General features: G+C 41.6%; 19 protein-coding genes and 1 riboswitch. Of the genes, 14 read left to right on the top strand and 5 right to left on the bottom strand.

The window, feature by feature from the left end; all coding sequences use genetic code 11:
* Positions 1-143 precede the first annotated feature (143 nt).
* From ndk to der, 9 genes are all read left to right on the top strand, one after another.
* Positions 144-575, top strand: coding sequence for a nucleoside-diphosphate kinase (ndk, locus tag KHS79_RS05225; protein ID WP_212717332.1), 432 nt, complete (start codon positions 144-146; stop codon positions 573-575).
* Between the two features lie 40 nt (positions 576-615).
* Positions 616-1,743 carry a 23S rRNA (adenine(2503)-C(2))-methyltransferase RlmN gene (rlmN, locus tag KHS79_RS05220; protein ID WP_212717330.1) on the top strand — a complete coding sequence of 376 codons (1,128 nt, stop codon included), beginning with the start codon at positions 616-618 and terminating at the stop codon, positions 1,741-1,743.
* A 59-nt stretch (positions 1,744-1,802) separates the two neighbouring features.
* Positions 1,803-2,570: a type IV pilus biogenesis/stability protein PilW gene (pilW, locus tag KHS79_RS05215; RefSeq protein ID WP_212717328.1), complete on the top strand. Its 768-nt coding sequence runs from the start codon at positions 1,803-1,805 to the stop codon at positions 2,568-2,570.
* Positions 2,557-3,609, top strand: a complete 1,053-nt coding sequence (locus KHS79_RS05210; protein WP_212717325.1) for a RodZ domain-containing protein — start codon at positions 2,557-2,559, stop codon at positions 3,607-3,609. The genes pilW and KHS79_RS05210 overlap by 14 nt, the downstream gene beginning before the upstream one ends.
* A 6-nt stretch (positions 3,610-3,615) precedes the next feature.
* A complete protein-coding gene (gene ispG, locus KHS79_RS05205) occupies positions 3,616-4,728 on the top strand; it encodes a flavodoxin-dependent (E)-4-hydroxy-3-methylbut-2-enyl-diphosphate synthase (protein ID WP_212717323.1) in 1,113 nt (370 codons plus the stop codon).
* A 144-nt stretch (positions 4,729-4,872) separates the two neighbouring features.
* Positions 4,873-6,159, top strand: a complete 1,287-nt coding sequence (gene hisS / locus KHS79_RS05200; RefSeq protein WP_212717321.1) for a histidine--tRNA ligase — start codon at positions 4,873-4,875, stop codon at positions 6,157-6,159.
* 327 nt (positions 6,160-6,486) lie between these two features.
* Positions 6,487-7,161, top strand: coding sequence for a YfgM family protein (locus tag KHS79_RS05195; protein ID WP_027708621.1), 675 nt, complete (start codon positions 6,487-6,489; stop codon positions 7,159-7,161).
* On the top strand, positions 7,162-8,346 hold the full coding sequence (gene bamB, locus KHS79_RS05190) for an outer membrane protein assembly factor BamB (protein WP_051311487.1): 1,185 nt from the start codon (positions 7,162-7,164) through the stop codon (positions 8,344-8,346). It abuts the gene before it with no gap.
* Positions 8,347-8,618: 272 nt separating this feature from the next.
* The gene (der, locus tag KHS79_RS05185; protein WP_212717319.1) at positions 8,619-10,151 is read left to right on the top strand and encodes a ribosome biogenesis GTPase Der; all 1,533 of its coding nucleotides are present in this window, start codon (positions 8,619-8,621) and stop codon (positions 10,149-10,151) included.
* A 275-nt stretch (positions 10,152-10,426) separates the two neighbouring features.
* Here der and KHS79_RS05180 read toward each other — a convergent pair whose 3' ends face one another.
* Positions 10,427-11,215, bottom strand: a complete 789-nt coding sequence (locus KHS79_RS05180; protein WP_212717317.1) for a substrate-binding periplasmic protein — start codon at positions 11,213-11,215, stop codon at positions 10,427-10,429.
* A 321-nt stretch (positions 11,216-11,536) separates the two neighbouring features.
* Between KHS79_RS05180 and KHS79_RS05175 the strand changes: the two genes are divergently transcribed.
* The 4 genes from KHS79_RS05175 (at position 11,537) to moaD (ending at position 15,597) form a co-directional block, all read left to right on the top strand.
* Positions 11,537-12,421 (top strand): aspartyl/asparaginyl beta-hydroxylase domain-containing protein, encoded by an 885-nt coding sequence (locus KHS79_RS05175; RefSeq protein ID WP_212717315.1) that lies wholly within the window; start codon positions 11,537-11,539, stop codon positions 12,419-12,421.
* Positions 12,418-13,317, top strand: a complete 900-nt coding sequence (locus tag KHS79_RS05170; RefSeq protein ID WP_212717312.1) for a DMT family transporter — start codon at positions 12,418-12,420, stop codon at positions 13,315-13,317. The genes KHS79_RS05175 and KHS79_RS05170 overlap by 4 nt, the downstream gene beginning before the upstream one ends.
* 862 nt (positions 13,318-14,179) lie before the next feature.
* A riboswitch (molybdenum cofactor riboswitch) is annotated at positions 14,180-14,311 on the top strand.
* Positions 14,300-15,274, top strand: a complete 975-nt coding sequence (gene moaA, locus KHS79_RS05165) for a GTP 3',8-cyclase MoaA (protein ID WP_212717310.1) — start codon at positions 14,300-14,302, stop codon at positions 15,272-15,274. Its footprint overlaps the riboswitch before it by 12 nt.
* Positions 15,275-15,342: 68 nt before the next feature.
* Positions 15,343-15,597 carry a molybdopterin converting factor subunit 1 gene (gene moaD / locus KHS79_RS05160; protein ID WP_027709759.1) on the top strand — a complete coding sequence of 85 codons (255 nt, stop codon included), beginning with the start codon at positions 15,343-15,345 and terminating at the stop codon, positions 15,595-15,597.
* A 61-nt stretch (positions 15,598-15,658) separates the two neighbouring features.
* On the opposite strand, the gene narI is transcribed toward moaD, so the two are convergent.
* The 4 genes from narI to KHS79_RS05140 are packed head-to-tail and all read right to left on the bottom strand — an operon-like array spanning position 15,659 to position 22,415.
* On the bottom strand, positions 15,659-16,345 hold the full coding sequence (narI, locus tag KHS79_RS05155; RefSeq protein WP_212717308.1) for a respiratory nitrate reductase subunit gamma: 687 nt from the start codon (positions 16,343-16,345) through the stop codon (positions 15,659-15,661).
* Positions 16,342-17,127, bottom strand: a complete 786-nt coding sequence (gene narJ / locus KHS79_RS05150) for a nitrate reductase molybdenum cofactor assembly chaperone (protein WP_212717306.1) — start codon at positions 17,125-17,127, stop codon at positions 16,342-16,344. Before narJ ends, narI begins: the two co-directional genes overlap by 4 nt.
* Positions 17,128-17,130: 3 nt before the next feature.
* Complete coding sequence (gene narH, locus KHS79_RS05145) at positions 17,131-18,663, bottom strand: nitrate reductase subunit beta (protein ID WP_212717304.1); 1,533 nt, start codon at positions 18,661-18,663, stop codon at positions 17,131-17,133.
* Positions 18,664-18,677: 14 nt separating this feature from the next.
* Positions 18,678-22,415: a nitrate reductase subunit alpha gene (locus KHS79_RS05140; RefSeq protein WP_212717302.1), complete on the bottom strand. Its 3,738-nt coding sequence runs from the start codon at positions 22,413-22,415 to the stop codon at positions 18,678-18,680.
* Positions 22,416-22,936: 521 nt separating this feature from the next.
* Between KHS79_RS05140 and KHS79_RS05135 the strand changes: the two genes are divergently transcribed.
* On the top strand, positions 22,937-24,778 hold the full coding sequence (locus KHS79_RS05135; protein ID WP_233468231.1) for a histidine kinase: 1,842 nt from the start codon (positions 22,937-22,939) through the stop codon (positions 24,776-24,778).
* The last annotated feature ends 24 nt before the right edge of the window (positions 24,779-24,802 follow it).

Below are 24,802 nucleotides of genomic sequence, written 5' to 3'. Positions count from 1 at the left end.
GGCTGTTATTTTACTTGAACCTGCGTATAATCCGCGGGTTTTGTGTATTATGCCCATCATTAATGATGCTGTTTAATTGACGGGCATAGAGCATTGTAAACCACCCATTTGCCATTAACTGTTACGGTTTTGTGGAGAATAACATGTCAGTAGAACGTACTCTCTCAATTATTAAACCCGATGCTGTTTCTAAAAATGTCATTGGTAAAATTTTCAGCCGCTTTGAAGAAGCAGGCCTGAAAATTGTTGCTACTAAAATGCTTCACTTGTCTAAAGAGCAGGCTGAAGGCTTTTATGCTGAACACAAAGAGCGCCCTTTCTTTAACGACCTCGTTGCATTCATGACATCAGGTCCAGTGGTTGTTTCAGCGCTTGAAGGCGAGAATGCCATTGTTAAAAACCGTGAGTTGATGGGTGCTACTAACCCTCAAGAAGCTGCTGCTGGCACTATTCGTGCTGAGTTTGCATCAACAATTGATGAGAATGCAGTCCACGGCTCTGACTCTGAAACGTCTGCTGCGCGCGAAGTAGCTTACTTCTTTAGCAACGACGAAGTATGCCCACGCACTCGCTAGTTTGATTGATGTCCACGTCTGTACTGTAGGTAAGTTCACGATGAGTGATGCACAAAAAGTTAACCTGTTAGGTTTGCCACGCCCGATGTTAGAGGCGTATTTCGAGTCTATTGGTGAGAAAAAATTTCGTGCAACTCAGGTTATGAAGTGGATTTACCACTATGGCGTGGATGACTTTGAGCAGATGACTAATCTGGGTAAAGGGCTAAGAACAAAACTCAGTGAGTGTGCTGAAATCAGAGACCCTAAAGTTGTCAGCTGTGATCATTCCGCAGATGGAACCCGTAAATGGATTATTGAAGTAGCCAGTGGTAGTTGTGTAGAGACGGTATTTATCCCTGAGAGCGGGCGAGGAACGCTATGTGTATCCTCTCAAGCTGGCTGTGCATTGGACTGTAGTTTTTGCTCAACGGGCAAGCAAGGGTTTAACTCTGATTTAACGGCTGCAGAGATTATTGGTCAGGTGTGGATTGCGGCTAAGTCTTTTAACAATGTTCCTCATAAGCAAGATCGAAGCATTACCAATGTGGTTATGATGGGGATGGGAGAGCCTCTTCTTAACTTCGATAATGTAGTGGCATCCATGAATTTAATGATGGATGACCTTGGTTTTGGCCTCTCAAAGCGTCGAGTCACATTAAGTACTTCAGGTGTCGTACCCGCGTTAAAAGAGCTAGGCAAATACACTGATGTCTCTCTGGCGCTGTCGTTGCATGCACCTAATAATGCCTTGCGTAATGAGCTTGTACCAATTAACAAGCGTTACCCTTTGGAAGTTTTATTACCTGCGTGTCAGGATTACATGAATGGCCTGGCGGATAAGCGGCGTATTACCATTGAGTATACTTTAATTAAAGGGGTTAATGATCAGCAGCAACATGCTGAAGAGTTGATACCACTGTTAAAAAATATTCCTTGTAAAATAAATTTAATTCCCTTCAATCCCTTTTCTTTGTCTTCATACCAACGGCCCAGTAATAATGCTATACGCCGTTTTCAAGAGATTCTTTTGGCAGCTGGGTATAATACGACAGTTCGAAAAACCCGTGGTGATGATATTGATGCTGCCTGTGGTCAGTTAGCAGGAAAAGTCCAAGATAGAACCCGTCGTAGCCAACGTTATCTCAATCAAACTCAGTTAATTAACACTAAACAGTTGCCAGTGTGAGATAGATCATAAAAAATAACAGTAACACGTGGCAATTGTCTTATTATCTGGGGGATCAAATGAGAAAAGCCAAAGCGTTATTGTTGACAGGTTTATTAGCATGGCAGTTAACAGGGTGTGTTACGACAGGTGGTAAACCTGAAGTTGATCGAGAAAAAGCAGCAGAGAGTTATGTGAATTTGGGCATCGCCTATTTGCGTGAAGGTGATACCGAAAATGCTCGGGAAAAGCTTGAGCGTGCTTTGAAGTATGATAGTGACTCCGTTAGAGCATTAAGTGTTTTAGCCCTAACCTACCACCAAGATGGTGAAGTAGAGTTGGCAGAAAAGTATTTCCGAAAAGCCTTGTGGGAAGATCGGAGTGATCCTGAAACTAACAACAACTATGCTGCTTTTTTGTATGATATTGGGCGTTATGATGAGGCAGCTGAGTATTTTAAAAAGGCTGCAGATAATACCGACTATTCTGAGCGGAGTCGTAGCTTTGAAAATTTGGGATTAACGCTGTTAAAACTAAAAGATAACGAGGCTGCAGAGGCTAGCTTTCGCCGTGCACTGCGCTTAAATAAAGGCTTACCTCGCGCTCATTTAGAGTTGTCAAATCTTCTGTTTAAGCAGTCTAACTTTAGTGAAGCGCAAAAGCATTATGAGGCCTTTACTCAACTTGCCTCACAAGATGCACGTTCACTGCTGATAGGGATACAAATAGCTAAGGCTTTCAATGATAATGACCGTATGGCAAGTTATGGCTTACAGCTGCGTAAAATGTATCCTGGTTCTTCTGAACTAAAGCAGTATCAAGGTATGATGGCGAATGAAAAACCTTAAGAAAGAAGACAATTTACCCCCTCAAGAACAAGCTGTCTTAACGCCTGGTGCTTTATTGCGCCAGGCACGCCTCGATCAAGGCATAACGCAAGAGGCGATCGCCAACCAACTGAAAATCTCAGTAACCTATGTAGCCGCAATTGAGCAGGATAACTTTGAAGAGTTACCAGGCTTAACCTTTGCACGAGGCTATGTTTGTAACTATGCAAGAAGAGTTGGTTTGAATCGCGATATTGTAGCTAAATCCTTTGATAGCTATACCGGGAAAAAGCCTGAAGCACACTGCCCTGAGCCGGTTCAAAAAGTATCTACTCAAGCGGCGGCACATACCCCGCTGGTTAAATGGTTTAGCTATTTAGTCATTATTGTTTTAGTCATTATGACGATTGTCTGGTGGCGATATGACTTACTACAACGTCAAAATAGTGAAGCATTGGATGCAGACACCAGTGCTGAGCAAATAATGGTTGAGACAGTTGATGGTGAAAATGTTGTTTCCGATTTAATACCTGATCCTGCTGAAGAAGTAACAACTGACCATGCGCTTTCTGCTGAGCAGCCTGAAGAGTCAATAGAGGAACAGCAACTACTTACTGAAGTCCCAGCTACTGAGATCTTGTCACCAGAGCAAGCTAGCAATACGGATGAACAAAACGACGTTGAAAGTGTTTCTGGCGGACCTCTATCTGGTCAAGCGGTAGCTGAAGATCATGATGCTGATACGGCTGTAACTGAAAGTACATCATCAGGTAATGAGTCAGCAGCAGTGGTTACGGTAAAGCATGAAAATACCCTTACAGCTGTTTTTAAAAATGAATGCTGGGTAGAAGTACGTGATGCAAAAACCAATAAAATGTTGGCCGCAGGTTTGAAACAGGCTGGAAATTCTATAAGTGTTTCACACTCTGGACCGGTGAAAATCGTTTTAGGTAATGTAAACGCTGTTGAGCGATTGACATTTAATGATAATAGCGTGAGCTTGGAGGGACGTTCACGAGGAAATGTAGCTAACTTTGTACTAGGACAGGACTCAGAATAAATCGCTATGCAAGTTGAATCACCCATTAAAAGACGTAAATCCAGACAGATTATGGTGGGTAATGTGCCCGTAGGTGGTGATGCACCCATTTCTGTCCAGAGTATGACTAATACTGAAACCTGCGACGTTGCGGCAACCGTTGGACAGATTAAACAGCTGGAAGAAGTTGGTGCAGATATTGTCCGTGTTTCAGTGCCCTCTATGGACGCTGCAGAGGCATTTGCAGCCATTCGCCAGCAGGTGAATGTGCCGTTAATTGCTGATATTCACTTTGATTACCGTATTGCGCTTAAAGTCGCTGAGCATGGTGTTGACTGCTTAAGAATTAATCCTGGCAATATTGGTCGAGAAGAACGTGTGCGAGCTGTAGTGGATGCTGCTCGAGATCGTAATATTCCTATTCGTATTGGAGTCAATGCAGGCTCACTAGAAAAAGACTTGCAGAAAAAGTATGGCGAGCCAACACCTGCTGCGTTGGTTGAGTCAGCGTTACGCCATATTGAAATACTAGATCGGCTGGATTTTCAGGAGTTTAAAGTCAGCCTCAAAGCATCAGATGTATTTACTACAGTGGCAGCTTATCGCTTACTGGCAGCACAAATAGAACAGCCATTGCATTTAGGCATCACAGAAGCAGGAGCCTTTCGCTCGGGTACAGTTAAGTCATCGATTGGCTTGGGTATGCTCTTGATGGATGGGATTGGCGACACATTAAGGGTTTCGTTAGCTGCAGATCCTGTACAAGAAATCAAAGTAGGCTTCGATATTTTAAAAAGTCTCAAATTGCGGGCAAAAGGCATTAACTTTGTAGCATGCCCAAGTTGCTCAAGACAAAACTTTGATGTCATCAAAACCATGAATGAGCTTGAGGTTCGGCTGGAAGATATCACTACTCCTCTGGATGTTGCAGTTATTGGTTGTGTGGTAAATGGTCCTGGTGAAGCTCGTGAAGCCGATATTGGCTTAACAGGTGGCTCACCCAATAATCTATTGTATGAAGATGGAAAGCCTAGTTATAAAGTCACTAATAATGGTTTGGTGGATGAGCTTGAGCGAAAAATTAGGGAAAAAATAGCTCAGCGCCAGGCTGAAGAAGCTAACACCATCGTCAAAGTTTAGTAAGAGATGTAAAAAGAGTGTGCTGCTGTGCTGGAAGTCTTATAAATAATCCGTAAACTATTTCCCCTTAATACATGTTGTGGCCACGGTGCTTAGCGGCGTCGTGGTTTTAGTTTGTCACTTTAATTTGATAGGTAAAGAGCGTTGGCCACACAAATTCAAGCAATTCGTGGAATGAATGATATCCTCCCTAGCCAAAGTCCCTTATGGCAGTATGTGGAGCATCATATCCATGAGGTGCTGAGCGCTTATGGCTATTCCGAGTTACGCACACCACTCGTTGAAAGCACAGATTTATTTAAGCGGTCGATTGGTGAAGTGACGGACATTGTTGAAAAAGAAATGTACACCTTTGCTGACCGTAATGATGAAAGCATAACATTACGTCCGGAAGGTACAGCTGGTACTTTAAGAGCTGCACTGCAGAGAGGCCTACTGCATAACCAAGTACAGCGTTTGTGGTATATGGGTCCAATGTTTCGTTATGAAAAACCACAAAAAGGTCGTTATCGCCAGTTCCACCAGCTTGGTTTAGAGTGCTTTGGTATGGCCGGACCGGACATTGATGCAGAGGTTATTATCTTGACTGCGCGACTCTGGCGCAGACTGGGTATTGATAAAGCGGTGTCTTTGCAGCTTAATTCATTAGGTACACCTGAAAGCCGAAAAGCACATCGTGAGGCACTCATTGCTTATCTGGAAAAGCATCAAGATAAGCTGGATGCAGATAGCCAGAAGCGTTTATACAGCAACCCTCTGCGTGTACTTGATAGTAAAAATCCGGACACTCAGGCTATTCTGACTGATGCTCCCATGTTGCTGGATTATCTGGATGATGAATCCAAACAGCACTTTGAACAGCTTAAAGCGTTGTTATCGGCAGCAGGTATTGAATTTGAGGTTAATCCAAAGCTGGTAAGAGGACTGGATTACTACTCAAAAACTGTTTTCGAATGGGTTACTGATGAGCTTGGTGCACAAGGCACAGTTTGTGGCGGCGGACGTTACGATGGTCTCGTTGAGCAACTGGGAGGTAAACCCACACCAGCAGTTGGTTTTGGTATGGGTATTGAGCGCTTAATTCTGCTTTTGGAAACCTTGAAGGTTGTGCCTGAGACAGTTTATAACCATGTTGATGTCTACCTGGTTGCTGCCGGCGAAAATATTACGGCGTATGCATTCCAAGTGGCTGAGACTATTCGGAATAATGTCCCAGGTATTCGACTGCAGATGAACTGTGGTGGTGGTAGCTTTAAGAGTCAGATGAAAAAAGCCGATAAAAGTGGAGCGTATATCGCCATCATCATTGGTGAAAATGAGCTTCAGGAAGGAACGGTTGCCATTAAACCATTGCGGGGAGAAGGCGCTCAACAGGTGATGTCTTTGTCTGAAGCGACAGCCTGGGTTGCTGAGCAGTCTTTTGCAGAATAGGCTTATTTATAAAGAAACCTGTCAGGGCTAACCTTAGATTCCTGACAGGTTTTTGTTAGTCATTTTTAAGGATCTTTTAACAAAACTGGGCTTTTATGCCAAATGCCGCATGTGAAGTATAAAAATCTGATTAACAAAATGTGTGGCATTGTGGTCAAATAATTCTAAACACATACGTTTTACTTAAGCGCATCATACCCAAAGCACATGATTTTTCGGGTTTGGGCTTTTCGGGTTTGCTGGCCGTAGATGTCCCTTGCAGGCAACATGCAAGCAGTTGACATGCAGATTTTGCAGATTTTTGCAGACTTTTTATAGGAGCTTAGGGTGGATAGTTACCGTACTGAAGAAGAACAAATTGAAGTCATCAAGCAATGGTGGAAAGAAAATGGGTCTGCGATCGTTGTTGGCCTAGCTATCGCACTAGCGGGTGTTTTTGGATACAAAGCCTGGAATAACTACCAAGATGCGCAAGCTGCAGAGGCTTCAGCCCTTTTTCAAGATGTTATAAATGTCGTTAACAAAGGACAGTTTGGTACGTTATCTGAAAATGACTTATCTACCTTTAATCATTTAGTGGGTAAGCTGAAAGCTGATTATAGTGGCTCAACATATGCTCAATTTGCCGCCCTTTTGCGAGCACAGCAGGGTGTAAAAGATGATGATCTGGAAAAAGCGCAGCAGGAGCTACAATGGGTATTAGATCAAAAGCCTGAAGAAAACATAGCGCTGTTAGCAAAGCTTCGCTTGGCTCGTGTTGTTTTTGCTCAAAATGCTGAAAATGCACAACAGGCTCTGGATTTGATTAATAATGTTGATGCCAAAGCTTACCTAATGTCGTATGAACATGCGAAAGGTGACTTCTATGTAGCACTTAATAAGCTGAGTGAAGCACGTGAGGCGTATACGAAGGCAATTGCTGCAGGAGAAAAAGCCGAGCAGGTTGACCCTACTATCCAAGTTAAGCTTGATAACATCGCTGTTGCGAAGGAAGGTGCGTAGATGAAGCGCGATATTCCTAAACCTTTAAAAATAACCACTGTTCTCTCGATGGCGGTAATACTTTCAGCATGCAGTATCTTTGATTCGGAAGATGAGGTTGTGCTGGAGCCAAAGCCGTTAGCCAATTTCGAAGAAACCATCAAAATTGATGAAGTGTGGAGTAAACAAATTGGTGACGGGGTGGATGGTCACCGCTATGTCAAGCTAGTGCCAGCAATTGATGGTGGTAAGCTGTTTGTCTGCGATATTAATGGCGACGTATATTCACTTAACTCAGACTCAGGTGAGGAAAACTGGTCCATTGAGCTTGACGAAAAAGTGATGGGTGGCGTTGCTGCGGGTTATGACAAAGTCTTTATTGGAACTCAGGCGGGAGAGCTGGTTGCACTGAGTCAAGCAGATGGCAGTGAATTGTGGCGTGCCCAGTTAAGTAGTGAGATTTTAGCGCCAGCAGCAACAGATGGTTCGGTAGTTGTCGTACATACCAAAGATGATAAGTTGATTGCACTTGATATTAATAATGGTGATCAAGTTTGGATTTATGAAGGGAGTCAGCCGATTTTAAGTCTGCAAGGTACCAGCACACCTCTCATTGTATCTGGTGCTGTATTCAGTGGTTTTGCTGATGGTGAAGTTAAGGCCTTTGTTGCGGATCGAGGCTTCCAGATCTGGAAGCAAAAGGTGGCAATTCCAAAAGGACGTAATGAGCTAGAGCGAATGGTTGATATTGATGGACCTTTGCTACTCAATGAGAACAAGCTTTATGCCGTTAGCTATCAGGGAAATGCTGTGGCAATAGATCCACGCAGTGGAGGTATACTTTGGCAGCAGGAAGCCTCAAGTTATGGTGGTTTAGCTCAAGGGTTTGGTAACTTGTATATGTCAGGTACTAATGGGCATGTTACAGCACTAGACCAGGAAACAGGTGATACACAGTGGACGCAAACTGAACTTGAGTATAGAAAAGTTACCCCACCAGCCGCACATAGTAATTACATTGCAGTAGGTGACTATGAAGGCTACGTGCACTTTTTGTCTCAGCTGGATGGGCAGTTTGCCGGACGAATTAAAGTCGATGGTGATGGCGTCGAGGTGGCTCCTCAGTCTGATGGTGTACTACTTTTTGTTTATGGACGAGGCGGCGAGCTGGCTGCATTGAAAGTAGACTTAAAAGACGAAGACTAATATGTTAGCTTAAACAAAACGGCTGCTTACTCGTTAAGCAGCCGTTTTGTTTATACTCGTAGTAGAGCTAGTATCCTGCTGGGTTTCAGGAGGATATGCTTTGTAAGACTATTTTGAAAGCTGGTGAGCTTAGTTGCAGAGTAGTTTTACAAAGTAGCAATGTATTGATCATTAAATAAAGTAGTAGCTTATCTGTGTAGTCGATGGGACAACAAGAAACTGCCCTAAAGTTAAACAGTTGAGTAATCTGCTTGTGTTGAGTATTCAGTGGTATGAATCCAGTTATCGCGCTAGTCGGCCGGCCTAATGTTGGTAAGTCAACATTATTTAATCGTTTAACCCGCTCCCGAGATGCTTTAGTAGCAAATTATGCAGGGCTCACTCGCGATCGCCAGTATGGCGAAGGCAAGTTGGGAGATCGGGATTATATTGTCATTGATACTGGCGGTATTTCTGGTAATGAAGAAGGCATTGATGCTGCTATGGCTCAGCAGTCTCTGCAGGCCATAGAAGAAGCTGATGCCGTGCTTTTCATGGTCGATGCCAGGGTAGGACTGACTGCTGCTGACGAGATGATTGGACAGCACTTGCGCACAAGAAATAAACCAACATTTTTGATTGTGAATAAAATAGATGGCATTGATGATGATGTTGCCAAGAGTGAGTTTTATCAGTTAGGCATCACTGAAACAGTTGGTATAGCTGCAGCCCATGGACGTAATGTGCGCAGTATGATCAATCAGGTTATGACATTGTTTCCTCAGCCTGAGGTTGAAATTACTCCCTTTGTATCAGAAGAAGAGTTGCTTGCTGAAGGTCTATCAGCCGATGGAGAGATATCGGCTGGAGATGGTTCTATTGAGTTAACTGAACAATCAGCTTCTGCAGAATCTGAGGTTGAGCGTGAGCATGGAACCAAAGTGGCGATTGTGGGCCGTCCTAATGTTGGCAAATCAACACTTGTAAACCGCTTGTTGGGTGAAGAACGGGTTGTGGTCTATGACCATGCAGGTACCACTCGTGATAGTGTATACATCCCTTTTGAGCGCAATGATCAGCGATATACCTTGATTGATACTGCAGGTGTACGTCGCCGTGGTCGCGTAGCTGAGTCAATTGAAAAGTTTTCTGTTGTAAAAACCTTGCAGGCTATTCGTGATGCCAATGTTGTCATTTTAGTACTGGATGCAAGAACAGGGCTGGTTGAACAAGATCTTCATTTATTAGGCTTCGTAATTGAAACAGGTAGAGCTTTGGTGATTGCCGTCAATAAATGGGATGGCTTAGAGCAGCGCGTAAAACAAGATATAAAAGACGAGCTTGAATACCGGTTAGGGTTTGCTAATTTTGCCCGAATTCATTTTATTTCCGCGTTACATGGCAGTGGAGTAGGCAATCTATATGAGTCTGTGAATGAAGCCTATAAAGCAGCAACAACACGCTGGTCCAGCAACCGTCTGACACGTTTGTTGGAAGATGCTGTTGCAGACCACCAGCCTCCTTTAGTGAATGGCCATCGTATCAAATTACGGTATGCTCACTTGGGAGGTTTAAATCCGCCACTTGTTGTGATTCATGGCAATCAGACAGCAGCAGTGCCGCAAACTTACCAACGCTATCTGGAAAATACTTTTCGTCGAGAACTTAAGATTGTAGGTTCACCCATTCAAATTGAATTTAGAACGGGGGAAAATCCATTTGCAGGCAAAAAAAATAAGCTAACAGATAGGCAAGTTGCTAAGAAAAAACGATTAGTTCAGCATGTTAAAAAACAGGAAAAAAAGCGTAAAAAGAAAAAGAAGTAATTAATTGAAATTTAAAATAAAGGTTGTACATTAAAAGCTGCATATTGCAGCTTTTTTTATATATTCAAATAGTGCAAACAGGCCCTAGGTAATTAATAAACAGCCTTACTTGGATGTATATACCCAATACGAATGGTTTTTAGGTGCGGCCATCGAGTGACGAAGTCTCATGAGCCTATATTAATAGGTGATTGGGGTGGCAGTTAAATGCTCCTGCATAAACTGCATTTCCACCATCCTTGGTGGTCAAGAGTGAAGATAACAAAACCTAGAAATCATTCGTGAAGGGTATAGTTTAAAATTGGATAGTCTGATGAATTTTTATAGCTCTTCAACACATTGTTAAATGAATGAACAAAGTGCTCTGGTATATTTTTTTTACTAAAAATAAAGTGTACTTCATTATCATGCACCGGATAATCAATGACGGCTAATTTATCTGAAATCCCCATTTTTTCGGCATCCTGTAAAAGTGAGACTACTTCGCCTAAAACACCATCAACCCGTTCACGAAGAAGCATTTTTAAACGCTTCTGATTATTGGTGCCTGAGAAAAGTAAACCTTGAAAGTTAGGATTTTTTGCTACTTTTTCAAACTCAAGACCATACCATGTGCCTAAGTGAAAGGATATTCTGTAGTTTTGTTTTAACATTGCTTCTAGGCTGGTTAAAGGCCATTGATGTTGAGTTTCTTTGCGCACGACAATACGCATTCTTTCGGCTCGGAAAGGTTTACTGTACCAAGCAAATTGTGCACGTTTAGGGTTATAAGATGCTGGGGCCAGTACATCGAGTTGACCATGTTCAAGTTCATATATTGAGCGATTCCAAGGTTGGTTACGCCACTCTATCGGGCAATCCAGCTGTTTACTGACATGGTTAAGAATTATTACATCAAATCCAGCTGGCGCCAGACTTCCATCAGGGTCTTTATGCATAAAAGGTGGGAGTTGAATCCAAGCAGAAGATAGCGCAGGCTTTATGCAGGCCGTTATACCTTTTAAGGGTATGGTTACCAACAACAATAACATTAAATGTAAAATAAGCGATTGATAACTTTTCACTGGTAATTACGTTTCATTTTGCTAATCCCCATTTAAGGGTAGCACATGAACTTTTCCTCACTCTCCGCTTAAGTGGAGAGCACTAAGATTTATACCCATATTGAAAATTCATAGTAATGGATATACTAAAGTCTAATACTAAGAAATGAAATAATAGTGTAACTTTATTGAAGCTAAGATTTGGTTTTACGTTGTTTTTATAAATAACTGACTGACAATGCAGTTTTATTTTTAAGTAATAAAACTTTTCTTTAGTTCGCTATGTGTGCCAAACAAAAAATACAGTAATACACTTTTTTAGTTGTGTAAGGAGTCACTGCTATGCCGTCAAAACTTATTGGCTTTATAGATATTGAAAAATATAACATTAGTGAGGAAGTAAGCTATTTAAATGCTATTCCAAAGCAACGTGAGGAGTATGATGAGTTTGGTCAAGGGTACTGGAAAAACTTATCATTGTATAATAGTAGCGGGCGTAAGAATGATACTCAGTATAAAAATGCTAATCAGTGTATAGCTACAGAGTATATGGATCGTTGTCCTGAAGTAAAACGCTTTATAGAAGACAATTTTAGTATGGTCTCATTGCGCATGGTTCGCGCGCGAAACTTGATTGACGGTATGGTTATTCCGCATAGAGATTTTGTTGAGTTAGATAACAATGTAAGTTATTTTAGAGTGTTTATCCCTCTAGAAAAAAATGAAGATGCATACCACTCTGATAGCACTGGCGTTTTTCAAATGAAGCCTGGTGAAGTGTGGTATTTAGACGCAGGTATAGACCACGCTGCTATAAATTTCTCCTCTCAAAGCCGCATGTTTTTATGTCTTGATTTTGTTTTTAATGATGAGTTTAACGATGTTGATATCTTTAAGCAAACATCTAGTGTTGTATTTAATGTAAAACCAACGTATAAACAGCGTCAAGCGTTGCCTGAATCAGTTAGAGAAACTATTGTTGAAAGCATGTCGCTTATTCTGAGCAAGGAAACGTTCAAGGATATTTTGTTTGCTATATCAAAATATCATTTTATTTATGACATTGAAGTGGCAGAGTGCTATGAGTGGTTTATTGATGCCTGCGTTAAAGGTGGACATCAGGATTTGGAACTTAAAGCACGTGACTTACAAAGATATCTTATTGAAAAGCGAGAATTAAATGAACGTTTTTCAATAAATGATTGGACATCAAAACAAGTAGCATGATTAAACTATTAGAAAAGTTTGCTCCAGTGCTGTTTCTAGTGATGTGGAGCAGTGGCGCAATTTTTGTAAAGTTGGGATTAGCCAGCGCATCTGTGTGGTCTTTTTTAGCAGTACGAGCAGCAGGGGCATTGCTTCTGCTGCTCGTCATTATTTGTATTTTTTTCCGTTCTGTGTTTTCGGAAATACGTGATTTAACTAAAAAAGATCTTTCTAGCTTACTAATTACGGGCCTTTTATTACAGGGCGCGTATCAGAGCTGTTTCTTTTTAGCCATATATTATGACTTGTCTCCTGGAGTACTTGCGTTAGTGTTGGGTTTACAGCCTATGCTGACACCTATCGTTGGGCGGGAACGCATTTCTATGTCTAAATATGTGTTCCTGTTGATTGGACTTTCAGGGCTTGCAGTTGCAATTGTGGGGTCAAAAGATACGACTAATATCACTGTATGGGGTATCGTGTTTGGTTTGTTATCTGTGCTTGCGATTACTATTGGCTCGGTACAGCAAAAACAAAGTAACCAACCACCATTAATTTCTGCACTATTACAATACTGTGCGGCTTCTGCTTTATTTATTACCATTGTCTCATTGGTAGGGTGGAGTGCAAAAGTTGATATTAATTTTGTCCTAGCCTCTTCATGGATGATTGTTGTGGTTTCAGTAGGTGCAGTATTATTGTTACTGTTTATGTTGCAGAAAGATGCCGCCAGTAATGTGAGTGTTTTATTTTATTTTGTACCGATTTTAACCATGTTGTTTGATTATCTTGTATTTGGTACACAGTTATCTTGGATTATAGTGATTGGAACTACCATTGTCCTTTCATCCATTTATCTTTATCGGTTACCTGATGCAAAACCGCACTTACTCAGCGTAGAGTCCAAAGGTGAGTAAAAATCTCTTTGCTACGCATAGGCTGAACACTAATCAGTCATGCAGTGTTATAGCAAGGTATGTATGTTAGCCCTTTAATGATTAAAGGGCACAGGCAAGTCGCGCATACTTTGCTTTTCGAATATTTAGTTTTTTAGAGGGCCATTGCCCACTAAAGTACCATTGCTCCAAAGTTTGTATACCCTTCACGAATGATTTCTAGGTTTTGTTATCTTCACTCTTGAACACCAAGGATGGTGGAAATGCAGTTTATGCAGGAGCATTTAACTGCCACCCCAATCACCTATTAATATAGGCTCATGGGGCTTCGTTACTCGATGGCCGCACCTAAAAACCATTCGTATTGGGTATATAATGCCCATCGGATACGCCGTAAATCCTCCTCTGGAGGCTTGGTTGCCGCAAGGAATATCGCGACAAGCTGGTAAAAAGTGGTTAAGTTTGTTTGAGTTTGATCAATAAACACTGGAGTAAATGAGTTATATATATTGAGAGATACCTATTTATAGGTATCTGGAGTTGGTGCTTGTTAAACCCTTATTGACGTCTTTTCATGCTGCTTCTTGAGGGACAGCCTACAACTAAATAGGTATAAATTACGTTATTTGATGTGCGAATGAAATTTTTAGTGATAACTCATGTTCTCATTATAAGAGGTACAGTATGGTTACAGAAAAAGTAATAGTGTGTTTTAACCTGTGTCAGTTGTAGTGAGCTGTTGACGGAGAGCATGTTGTGAATCAGCGCGGAGGTTCGATTTGCGCCTTAGCACTAAGTCATTATACTTAGCGCTAGGGTAACTGACTGTCAATTACCCACAATGAAGGGTCTTTAGATGAGTGTGACCCTCTAGCTTATTGATAATGCGTCAAAACTCCGAGCTTTTATACCTAAACCGGATTGGCATGGTGTACTGGCCGTGGTTTTTACCACCGGGTTATCAGAGAAATCAGGTAGCCTCCCGAATTTGGAAAGGTGTTTTATGCTACAAGACTCATTTGGCCGTCGTTTTTACTATTTGCGGCTTTCAGTGACGGATGTTTGCAATTTTCGTTGCAACTACTGCTTACCTGATGGTTTTCAATGTGATAAATCAATTCCTGAATTTTTATCATTAAAAGAAATTGGTGTATATGCAAAGGCTTTTGCAGCCTTGGGTACAGAGAAAATACGTCTCACGGGAGGAGAACCTGCACTGCGGCGTGAATTACCTGAAATCATTGCACAATGTAAGCAGACGGAAGGAATCAAAAAGGTTGCTGTCACAACCAATGGATATAACTTGCCATCAGTGATTGATTCATGGCATGACGCTGGCTTAGATGCACTGAATGTGAGCATAGACAGCCTCAATCCAGCCAACTTTAAAAAAATAACAGGCCATGATCGCTTACATAAGGTGTTAGTGGGTATTGAACGAGCACAATCTTTGGGTATTAGCTCCATAAAGATTAATGCTGTTTTATTAAAAAAAGATAATGCATCAGAGATTGATCAGTTTATTGAATGGCTAAAAAATAAGCCGGTTACCCTACGGTTTATTGAGTTAATGCAAACAGGAGACAATGAAGCTTTTTTCAAAAAGCAGCATCTAAGTGGTGCTTTAATTATCGAAGAATTAATAAATAAAGGTTGGCAACCTATTATTAAGGCGCATGATGCAGGGCCTGCCGAAGAATATTGGCATCCTGACTTTCAAGGCCGTGTTGGCGTTATCAGGCCATACAGTAAAGATTTTTGCAAAAGCTGTAACCGTCTACGTATCTCTGCACTTGGTAAGCTTCACTTATGCCTGTTTGCAAATCAGGGCATAGATTTAAGGGAATATGCTCAAGCAGGAGATGCTGAACAGCTTTCAAAGGCAATTACTGGTTTGATTATGAATAAAACACCTAGTCACTTGTTACATCAAGGGCATTCAGGGATGATCCAGCATCTCTCTATGTTAGGAGGATAGGCTGACAGGATTAGGTGAATTAACTTCAGTTTGCAGCCATAACTAATTATCTTTATTGGGTTTTTAGCATGATTAATGTACTTTTTTTTGGGCAATTACGTGAGCAGTTAGATTGTGATGCATTGACTATTGATTTAGATAAATTACCAGTTAAAACAATTGAGGAATTAATTAAATTATTAAGCCAACGAGGAGAGCTTTGGCAGCAATTACTGCAACAAGAAACCACTTTGGTAGCGTGTAATCATGAAGTGGTAAAGCGGCAGGCGAGTATTAAAGTGGGGGATGAAGTCGCATTTTTTCCACCAGTAACAGGCGGGTAAATGTTACCGTATAAATAGTGTTTTTTATATTAATGCACTACTTATACGGCAATCACAACCTTTAGCGAACTCTGGCCCTTACTAATTGATAGCGTCGATTCAAGTAACCTACGGGCACACTCCAAATATGGACTAAACGACTAAAAGGAAATACTAAAAATAATGTCATTCCAAGCCACACATGTAGCTTATAAATCCAGTGAACGCTTGCAATGGATAAGGCTGCATCGTTTGCCTGAAAGGTGACAATTGACTGAGCCCAGCTCATTAATTTAAGCATCTCTTGCCCATCCATATGACCTGCCGATACAAAAATACTAAGTAAACCAAGCACTAGTTGAGCCAATAATAACCAAAGAATAGTAAAGTCCATGATGTTTGTATTTGCACGAACACGAGGGTTTGTGAGACGACGTCTAATAAGAATGATTAACCCAGCTAAGCAGACTAAACCAAAAACGCCACCGAGTAACATGGCAACTAATTGTTTGAAGCTGGCTGATATTCCTAAGACATGCCATACCGCAGTGGGTGTCAGTAATCCCACAAAATGCCCAAGCAAAATCATAATGATGCCAATATGAAATAAAATACTACCTCGTCGTAACTGGCGACTTTCGAATATTTGGCTGGAACTGGTTTTCCACGTATATTGATCGCGATCGTAACGTATTAAGCTGCCAACAAAAAAAACGCTTAATGCAATATAGGGGTAAATGGCAAATAATAATGTATTGATATAATTCATGGCTGTTCCCCTTCGGCAGTCTTTGCTACAGATTTAGTCGATAGAGGTGATCGATTCTGTTGCCAGTTAACCGCTAAATAATGATCCTTGCGCTGAGCTTCGCTAGGGCGAAATTGAGTATGAGCACAATGATTCGTTTGTGTATGATTAGCGACACTGGATAGGGCATCTTGGTGTCCAAAACTGATCGCTTCTTCCTCCCAGACTTTGTCAATGGCTTCTGGAGTATCATCTTTGGCTTCATCTGCGATCTGAGCTCGCATTGCTGTTAAATCGACACTGACGTGTGCAAACGTAAGTAATGCTTTGAATAAAAGATGATACGGGCTGTTTCGTTGTTGGAGACGAGCGGCTAACAGGCTGAGAATATGTGCAATATCGTGCAACCATTCTGTAGCTTGTGATATGCCCTGGGTTGATACAAACTCAAGATAAAGTGGCAAAAAGTCGGGTAGTTCTTGTTTGTTAAGTTCTAGTCCGGCTTGATGATACTGGTCTAATAAGTTGACCATGGCTTGGCCACGGTCGCGAGATTCACCATAAGTGTGTTCAAATAAATGCAAGGAAAGTGATCGACTGCGATCGAATAGCCCTTCATACTCACTTTGCCAGTCTAGTAAAGAATATGGTGAGTAGTGTTCAATAAAAGACAATACATGTTGTTTAGTTTTTTCATCTAGGGCGATATCTTGCAAGATAATTTGGTGGACTTCATCCATACTGCTTGCAATATCTTGAGTAGGGTAGTCCAGTAGTCGAGCAATAATAATAAGGCTTTTCATCACTTACTCCTTCATCACTACGGGAATAATATTGCGTGATGTTGCCGCTTTACCGCCAAACAGGTTGACATGGTTATCACCTGTGCTGCATCCATTACCAAAACTAAAGCCACAACCATTTTTTAGATCATAAGCATTCTCTGCATACTCTCGATGACTGGTGGGAATAACAAAACGATCCTCATAATTGGCAATGGCCATATAGCGGTACATACTTTCCACAGACACTTCATCTAAACCAACTTGCTGTAGAACCTCGTTATCATTGACTTGGTCAACATGTTTTGCTCGCATGTAGGCGCGCATAGCAATCATTCGTTCTAATGCTCTAATGACAGGTTTTTCGTCTCCGGCTGTTAATAAATTAGCTAAGTATTTAATGGGAATACGCAATGATTTAAGGTCAGGTATTTCACCGGTTTTACCTACATAACCAGCTTCTACTGCGGTTTGAATGGGACTCAGCGGTGGCACATACCAGACCATGGGTAAGGTTCGGTATTCAGGGTGTAGTGGTAAGGCAACTTGCCAATCTATTGCCATTTTATAAACAGGAGATTGTTGAGCAGCGGTTAACCATGCTTCGGGAATACCTTCTTGGCGAGCTGCTTTGAGTACCTCGGGATCATTAGGATCTAAAAATAAATCACATTGCGCCTGATATAAGTCTTGGGTATTTTCAGTGCTGGCAGCCTGATGAATTTGGTCTGCGTCGTATAATAAGACACCTAAATAGCGAATTCGGCCTACGCAGGTTTCAGAACATACGGTAGGTTGCCCACTTTCGATACGAGGGTAACAAAAGATACATTTTTCTGATTTACCACTTTTCCAGTTGTAATATATTTTTTTATAGGGGCAGGCTGAAACACACATGCGCCAGCCACGACATTTATCTTGGTCGATCAGCACAACGCCATCTTCTTCACGCTTATAAATCGCGCCGCTAGGACAAGAGGCGACACAAGCAGGATTTAAGCAGTGCTCGCATAACCTTGGTAAATACATCATAAATGTATTTTCAAATTGCCCATACATATCAGCTTGAATTTGTTCGAAGTTTTTATCGGCTCGTCGTTTGGAAAATTCCGTACCTAATATTTCTTCCCAGTTAGGACCTGATGTTATTTTTTCCATGCGCTGCCCACTGATTAATGAGCGGGGACGCGCAGTAGGTGGGTGGTTGCCTGATTTAGCTTGGTGTAAATGCTGATAATCAAAATCAAAAGGCTCGTAATAATCGTCAATTTCAGGCAATGCAGGGTTTGCGAAAATATTGGCCAGTATTTTTCGCTTGCTACCCATTTTGGGTTTAATCTCGCCATTGCTATGGCGTTGCCAGCCACCTTGCCATTTTTCCTGATTTTCCCACTGCTGGGGATAGCCAACACCTGGCTTGGTTTCGACATTGTTAAACCAGGCATACTCCATACCTTCGCGGGAGGTCCAGACATTTTTACAGGTTACTGAGCAGGTATGGCAGCCAATACATTTATCAAGGTTGAGCACCATGCCAATTTGTGCACGTATTTTCATGATTTTGACTCCCGTTACTCGTTATCTAGCCAGTCGACATGATGCATTTTTCTCACGACAACAAATTCATCGCGATTGCAACCAACCGTACCGTAATAATTAAAACCATACGCTTGCTGGGCATAACCACCAATCATGTGAGTGGGTTTCATTACAGCGCGGGTGACAGAGTTATGAATACCTCCTCGGGTTTTAGTTAATTCTGATCCAGGGGTATTGACGATTTTTTCTTGGGCGTGATACATCATGGCCATCCCTTCAGGCACACGCTGAGAGACAACAGCACGGGCAGAAATAGCACCGTTAATATTGAACACTTCAATCCAGTCGTTATCCTCAAGACCAGCTTTCTGGGCATCTGTTTCACTTATCCAGACGATGGGACCACCGCGGGATAGTGTCAGCATCAGTAGGTTGTCAGAGTAAGTGCTGTGTATACCCCACTTTTGGTGAGGCGTAATCCAGTTTAATAAAATTTCTGGATGTCCATTGGCTTTTTGTTGATAGACGTCTTCTATCGTTTTTAAGTTAATGGGGGGTTTATATAAACACTGGGTTTCACCAAAGTCGCGCATCCATTCATGGTCTTGATAAAATTGTTGGCGGCCTGTGAGTGTACGCCAGGGAATGAGTTCGTGGACATTGGTATAGCCAGCATTGTAACTAACGTGCTCATCCTCTAAACCAGACCAGGTAGGTGAAGAAATAATTTTTCGCGGTTGAGCTACCACATCATGAAAGCGAATTTTTTCATCAGCTTTGGGGTTAGCTAAATGAGTGTGATCTCGCCCTGTAACTTTACTTAGTGCAGCCCATGCTTTGACGGCTACCTGACCATTTGTTTCAGGTGCAAGTGTTAAAATAACTTCAGCGGCATCAATCGCACTATCAATTTTGGGGCGTTGATGACGAGGGCTGTCTTCGGTATAGGTATGATTGAGCTTACTTAATAATTCAACTTCAGTTGTGGTATTCCAGGAAATGCCTTTACCACCATTACCTAATTTTTCCAGTAAAGGACCCAGTGACGTGAAGCGATTATAGGTATTAGGATAATCACGTTCTACGACAACCATATTAGGCGCCGTTTTTCCAGGAATTAATTCGCACTCTTTTTTCCACCAGCTTTGGACGCCAAAGGGTTGCGCTAACTCAGCAGGTGTATCATGTAAAATAGGTACAGTGACTAAGTCTTTTTCAACACCTAAATGACCTTCAACCACCTGACTGAATTGCTTGGCAATTCCTTTAAAAATATCCCAGTCACTGCGCGCTTCCCAGGCAGGATCAACCGCTTTGGTAAGAGGATGAATAAAGGGATGCATGTCTGAGGTATTTAAGTCATCTTTTTCATACCAGGTGGCAGTGGGTAATACAATATCGGAATACAAACAGGTGGTGGACATCCGAAAATCAAGTGTTACCAGTAAATCAAGTTTGCCCTCAGGAATTTCATCATGCCAAGTGATATCCTCCGGTTTTTTACCACCGGTTTCACCCAGGTCTTTATTCATCAATCCATGGCGAGTGCCTAATAAATGCCGAAGCATATACTCATGGCCTTTCCCTGAGGAGCCTAATAAATTTGAACGCCAAATGAAAAGATTTCGAGGATAATTTTGAGGATTATCGGGGTCCTGGCAGGCAAATTTTAATTGACCTGAATTTAACAGATTACATGTGTAGTCTATTGGATCTTGCTGTTGTGCAAATGCTTCGCGCATTAATTGGAGTGGATTAGTACCAAGCTGAGGGGCAGAGGGCAGCCATCCCATACGTTCAGCGCGACTATTAAAGTCTATTATCGATGCTTGCCATTTTTGGGGATCGGCTAAGGGCGACACTACTTCTGACATCTGAAGTTTTTCGTAACGCCACTGGTCAGAATGATTGTAAAAAAAGGAAGTACCATTCATTTGACGAGGTGGACGCTGCCAGTCTAAAGCAAATGCCAGAGGTAGCCAGCCAGTTTGTGGTCGAAGTTTTTCTTGCCCTACATAGTGAGCCCAACCTCCACCACTTTGCCCCACACAGCCACACAGCATCAGCATATTAATGAGACCACGGTAATTCATATCCATGTGATACCAGTGGTTTAATGCAGCCCCCACAATAATCATTGAGCGACCTTGGGTTTTATCTGCTGTACGGGCAAACTCTCTGGCGATGCGAATGACATCTGCTCGAGGGACACCGGTAATTTTTTCTTGCCAGGCGGGGGTGTAAGGAATGTCACTGTCATAGTCACTGGCAGTGTTCTCATCGTGGTAACCATTATCAATACCATAATTGGCTACACTTAAATCAAACACGGTTGCAACTTTGACTTGCTTGCCATCCGCTAAGGTGACACTTTTAACAGGGACTTTTCTGGCAAGCAGCTCTTCATGCTGAGTATGTTGAAAGTAACCATGTTCGTGTTGTTGGCCACCAAAATAAGGAAATAAAACCTCAGCAATTTCGTCGTGACTGTTTTTCAAACTTAATAATAATGTCGTTTGCTGACCTGTTTGACTATTCGTGGGTTCAATATTCCATTTGCCTTGCTCTCCCCAGCGAAAACCGATAGAACCATTGGGTGTTACGATTTGCTGTGTATCCTGATCAATACCTACGGTTTTCCATTCAGGATTATTTTTCTGTTCTAAATTATTCGCTAAATCAGATGCTCTTAAAAAACGGCCTTGAATCAATGCTGGTTTATCATTCTGCTTATATTCATCGAGAATAACCAGCATTGGCATATCGGTATAACGTCTAACATAGTCTGAAAAATAGGTACTGGGCTGCTGTAAGTGAAACTCTTTCAAAATAACGTGCCCAAAGGCCATTGCTAACGCAGCATCTGTTCCTTGTCGAGGTGCTAGCCAACTGTCGGCAAATTTTGAGCATTCGGAGTAATCAGATGTGATGACACAGGTTTTTGTGCCTTTATAGCGAACTTCAGTAAGAAAGTGGGCATCTGGGGTGCGCGTTTGAGGAACGTTAGAACCCCAGACAATAATATAGTTAGCGTTATACCAGTCAGCGGCTTCAGGTACATCAGTTTGTTCACCCCATATCTGAGGAGACGCAGGAGGTAAGTCACAATACCAATCATAAAAACTAAGACAGTTGCCACCAATAAGCGACAAATAGCGTGCACCCGCTGCATAGGAGACCATAGACATAGCAGGGATAGGAGAAAAACCTGTGATACGGTCAGGACCATACTGTTTGGCCGTGTAGACATTAGCGGCAGCAATCAGGGTATTGACTTCTTCCCAACTGGCACGCACAAACCCACCCATACCTCGTTGTTGCTTATAGCTTTTTGCAGAGCTGGGATTTTCGACAATGCTTTGCCAGGCATTAACAGGGTCAGAATGCTGGTTTAATGCATCGCGCCAAAGTTGTAATAATTGTTTGCGAATTTTAGGGTATTTGAGACGGTTTGCACTATACATATACCATGAATAGCTGGCTCCGCGAGGGCAGCCCCGAGGTTCATGGTTTGGCAGGTCAGGTCGAGTTCTTGGGTAATCAGTTTGCTGAGTTTCCCATGTGACAAGGCCATCTTTAACATAGATTTTCCAACTACAAGACCCTGTACAGTTTACTCCATGTGTAGATCGAACAACTTTATCGTGTTGCCAACGACGACGGTAACCATCTTCCCACTGGCGATTGGCGGTGCTGGTTTCACCATGACCATTCGCAAATGTTGATTTTTTTTGTTTGAAAAACAGTAACCTGTCAAGAAAATGGCTCATTCTGAACTCCTCAACGGCAGGCTTAAAACGTCATTCCAAGGTATATATCGCCACCTGCAAAAATAAATGGACTCATTGCTTGGCTGATATATTGGCGGTGTTATTAATTTTTTGAGTACTAAAAAAAACGGCATTACGGTTAGTTATTAAGTTTTTTATAAACAATGAAAGTCAGGTATTGTGTCTACCTGTCGCTGACTTTTTAAATAATTATTTTTATCCCTGAGCAACAATATAACTGTGATTGTATGGGGCTAGTTAAGTAAGAAGTTGATATACGTCAAAAGAGTTTATTGGCTGAAAATTAATGGCTATGGCGTTATACCCCATAATAGGTAGGGTACAGTTATTCAATTTAAGTGAATTCAAGTGGTTGACTCGAAATTTGAGTCAGAAAATGAATGTAACGAGCGGCTAGTGGTTTTTTGGTGGTATATCCTTTGTCATATACCCATAGCGAATGGTATAGAAGCCAAACGCTCTTTGCGGCAGGTACTCGTGTCACGTAAATAGGAAATCACATGATACTGCAGAAACTAAGAAAATCGATCACTTTTCGCATGGGTGCACTCATGGTGATGTTAGTGATGCTGACGCTTATCACAATATCTTCCTCCTATTTTATTTCAGAAAGTACTGATCAGGATGCAGCTGCTGTCAATATAGCCGGCTCATTACGTATGCAAAGTTATCGGTTATTGAATCTGGTTATGCGTAATGCAATAGAGCGTCAAACCAGTCAGTCAGTCTATCCGCTTATAGAGGAGTTTAGTCGCAGTTTGACGGCACCTGCTTTATTACAGGAGGTTAAGGGAGAAACGACAGCTCTCAGTAAACAGTATCACGTTGTGAAGCAGCAGTGGTTCTCGGATATCAAAAAGCAAATTGAGAAAGAGACTTATTCTTGGAACTCATTACAACTAAATTTTTTGCAACATAAAATAGAAAGCTTTGTGGTAGAAATTGATAAGCTCGTACATTTGTATCAACGGCTGGCGGAAAAGAAAATAGATACATTACGTTTGGTTCAGATTATAGCGTTGCTTGCAACAACATGTTTAGCCTATTTTTCTGTAAAAATTTTTCAGCAACATGTTGTGCTGCCTTTACAGCATCTAACTCATTGTGCGCATAAAATAGGCTTGGGTAATTTTTCGCAAAATATCAAAGTAAGTCATGATGATGAGTTGGGATTGTTGGCTAAAACAATAAATAAAATGTGTGTCGATATTTCTCAAATGTACGCTAAATTAGAACAACGTGTTGAAGCTAAGACTAAAGCATTAAATCAAAGTAATCAGTCATTAAATTTTTTGTATCAGGTTGCACGAGACATTAATGAGAAGAGTGAAGGCCACAATTTTTTCAAGCAGTGGCTGGAAAGCTTGGCAAGAATTATTAATGTGAATGCTATTGATCTTTGTTTAAAAACGATAGATGCGCAAATTCCCTACGAACACTATAAGACACATACGATTGAAAATGCTTGTCTTCCTTTAGATTGTGAAGAATGCATGCATTCAGAACTGACCCTCTCATCAAAAGATGGTTGTACCAAAGTGCGATTTCCTTTAATAAAAGATGGTAATAATTATGGCGTATTAGTGTTTACTATGAGTGAAAATCGTGAGTTACAACCCTGGGAGGAGCAATTAATCAATTCATTTGCCAGTCAGGTTGCGGTGGCACTTAGCTTGCGAGGTCAATTATACCAGGAGCGACGTATAGCGTTAATGAATGAACGAACAGTGATTGCTCGTGAGTTACATGATTCTTTAGCACAGGCGTTATCTTATTTAAAGATTCAGGTTACTCGGTTAAAACGCGCTTTGCCAACGGAGGAGCAGCCTTCTCATATCAGTGATATTGTCATTGAGCTGCGAGAGGGAATTACCTCTGCGTACCAACAACTTCGGGAGTTGCTAACAACATTTCGATTGCAGATTCCAGAAAAAGGATTACAGGCGGCTTTAGCTCAAACAGTGAAGCAGACTTACGACCAACATGCTGGCTTTGAAGTTCAACTGGATTATCAGATACAACATTTACCACTTACACCGAATGAAGAAATTCATCTTTTGCAACTGATTCGTGAAGCGATGCAAAATGCAATACATCATTCTTTAGGCAATAAATTATTGGTGTCGTTGGTTGTTAATGATGATCAACATATAAAAATTTCTGTGATAGACAATGGGGTGGGAATTAGTGAATCTCCTGAAAAATTAAATCATTATGGTTTGGCTATCATGAGAGAACGCAGTCGGCATTTAAAAGGTGTGTTGGAGATTAAGCGGTTAGAGCAAGGAGGAACGGGTGTTTTCTTTGAGTTTATACCATTTTGCCTTCAGGAAAAGGGGTGATGTGGTGCTTTATAGCCTGCTTTG

It is taken from the genome of Zooshikella ganghwensis (assembly GCF_018263875.1).
In the GTDB taxonomy this organism is placed as follows: Bacteria; Pseudomonadota; Gammaproteobacteria; order Pseudomonadales; family Zooshikellaceae; genus Zooshikella; species Zooshikella ganghwensis.
The sequence above is the reverse complement of the archived record's forward strand: the minus strand, read 5'-3'. Positions and strand labels throughout refer to the sequence as shown.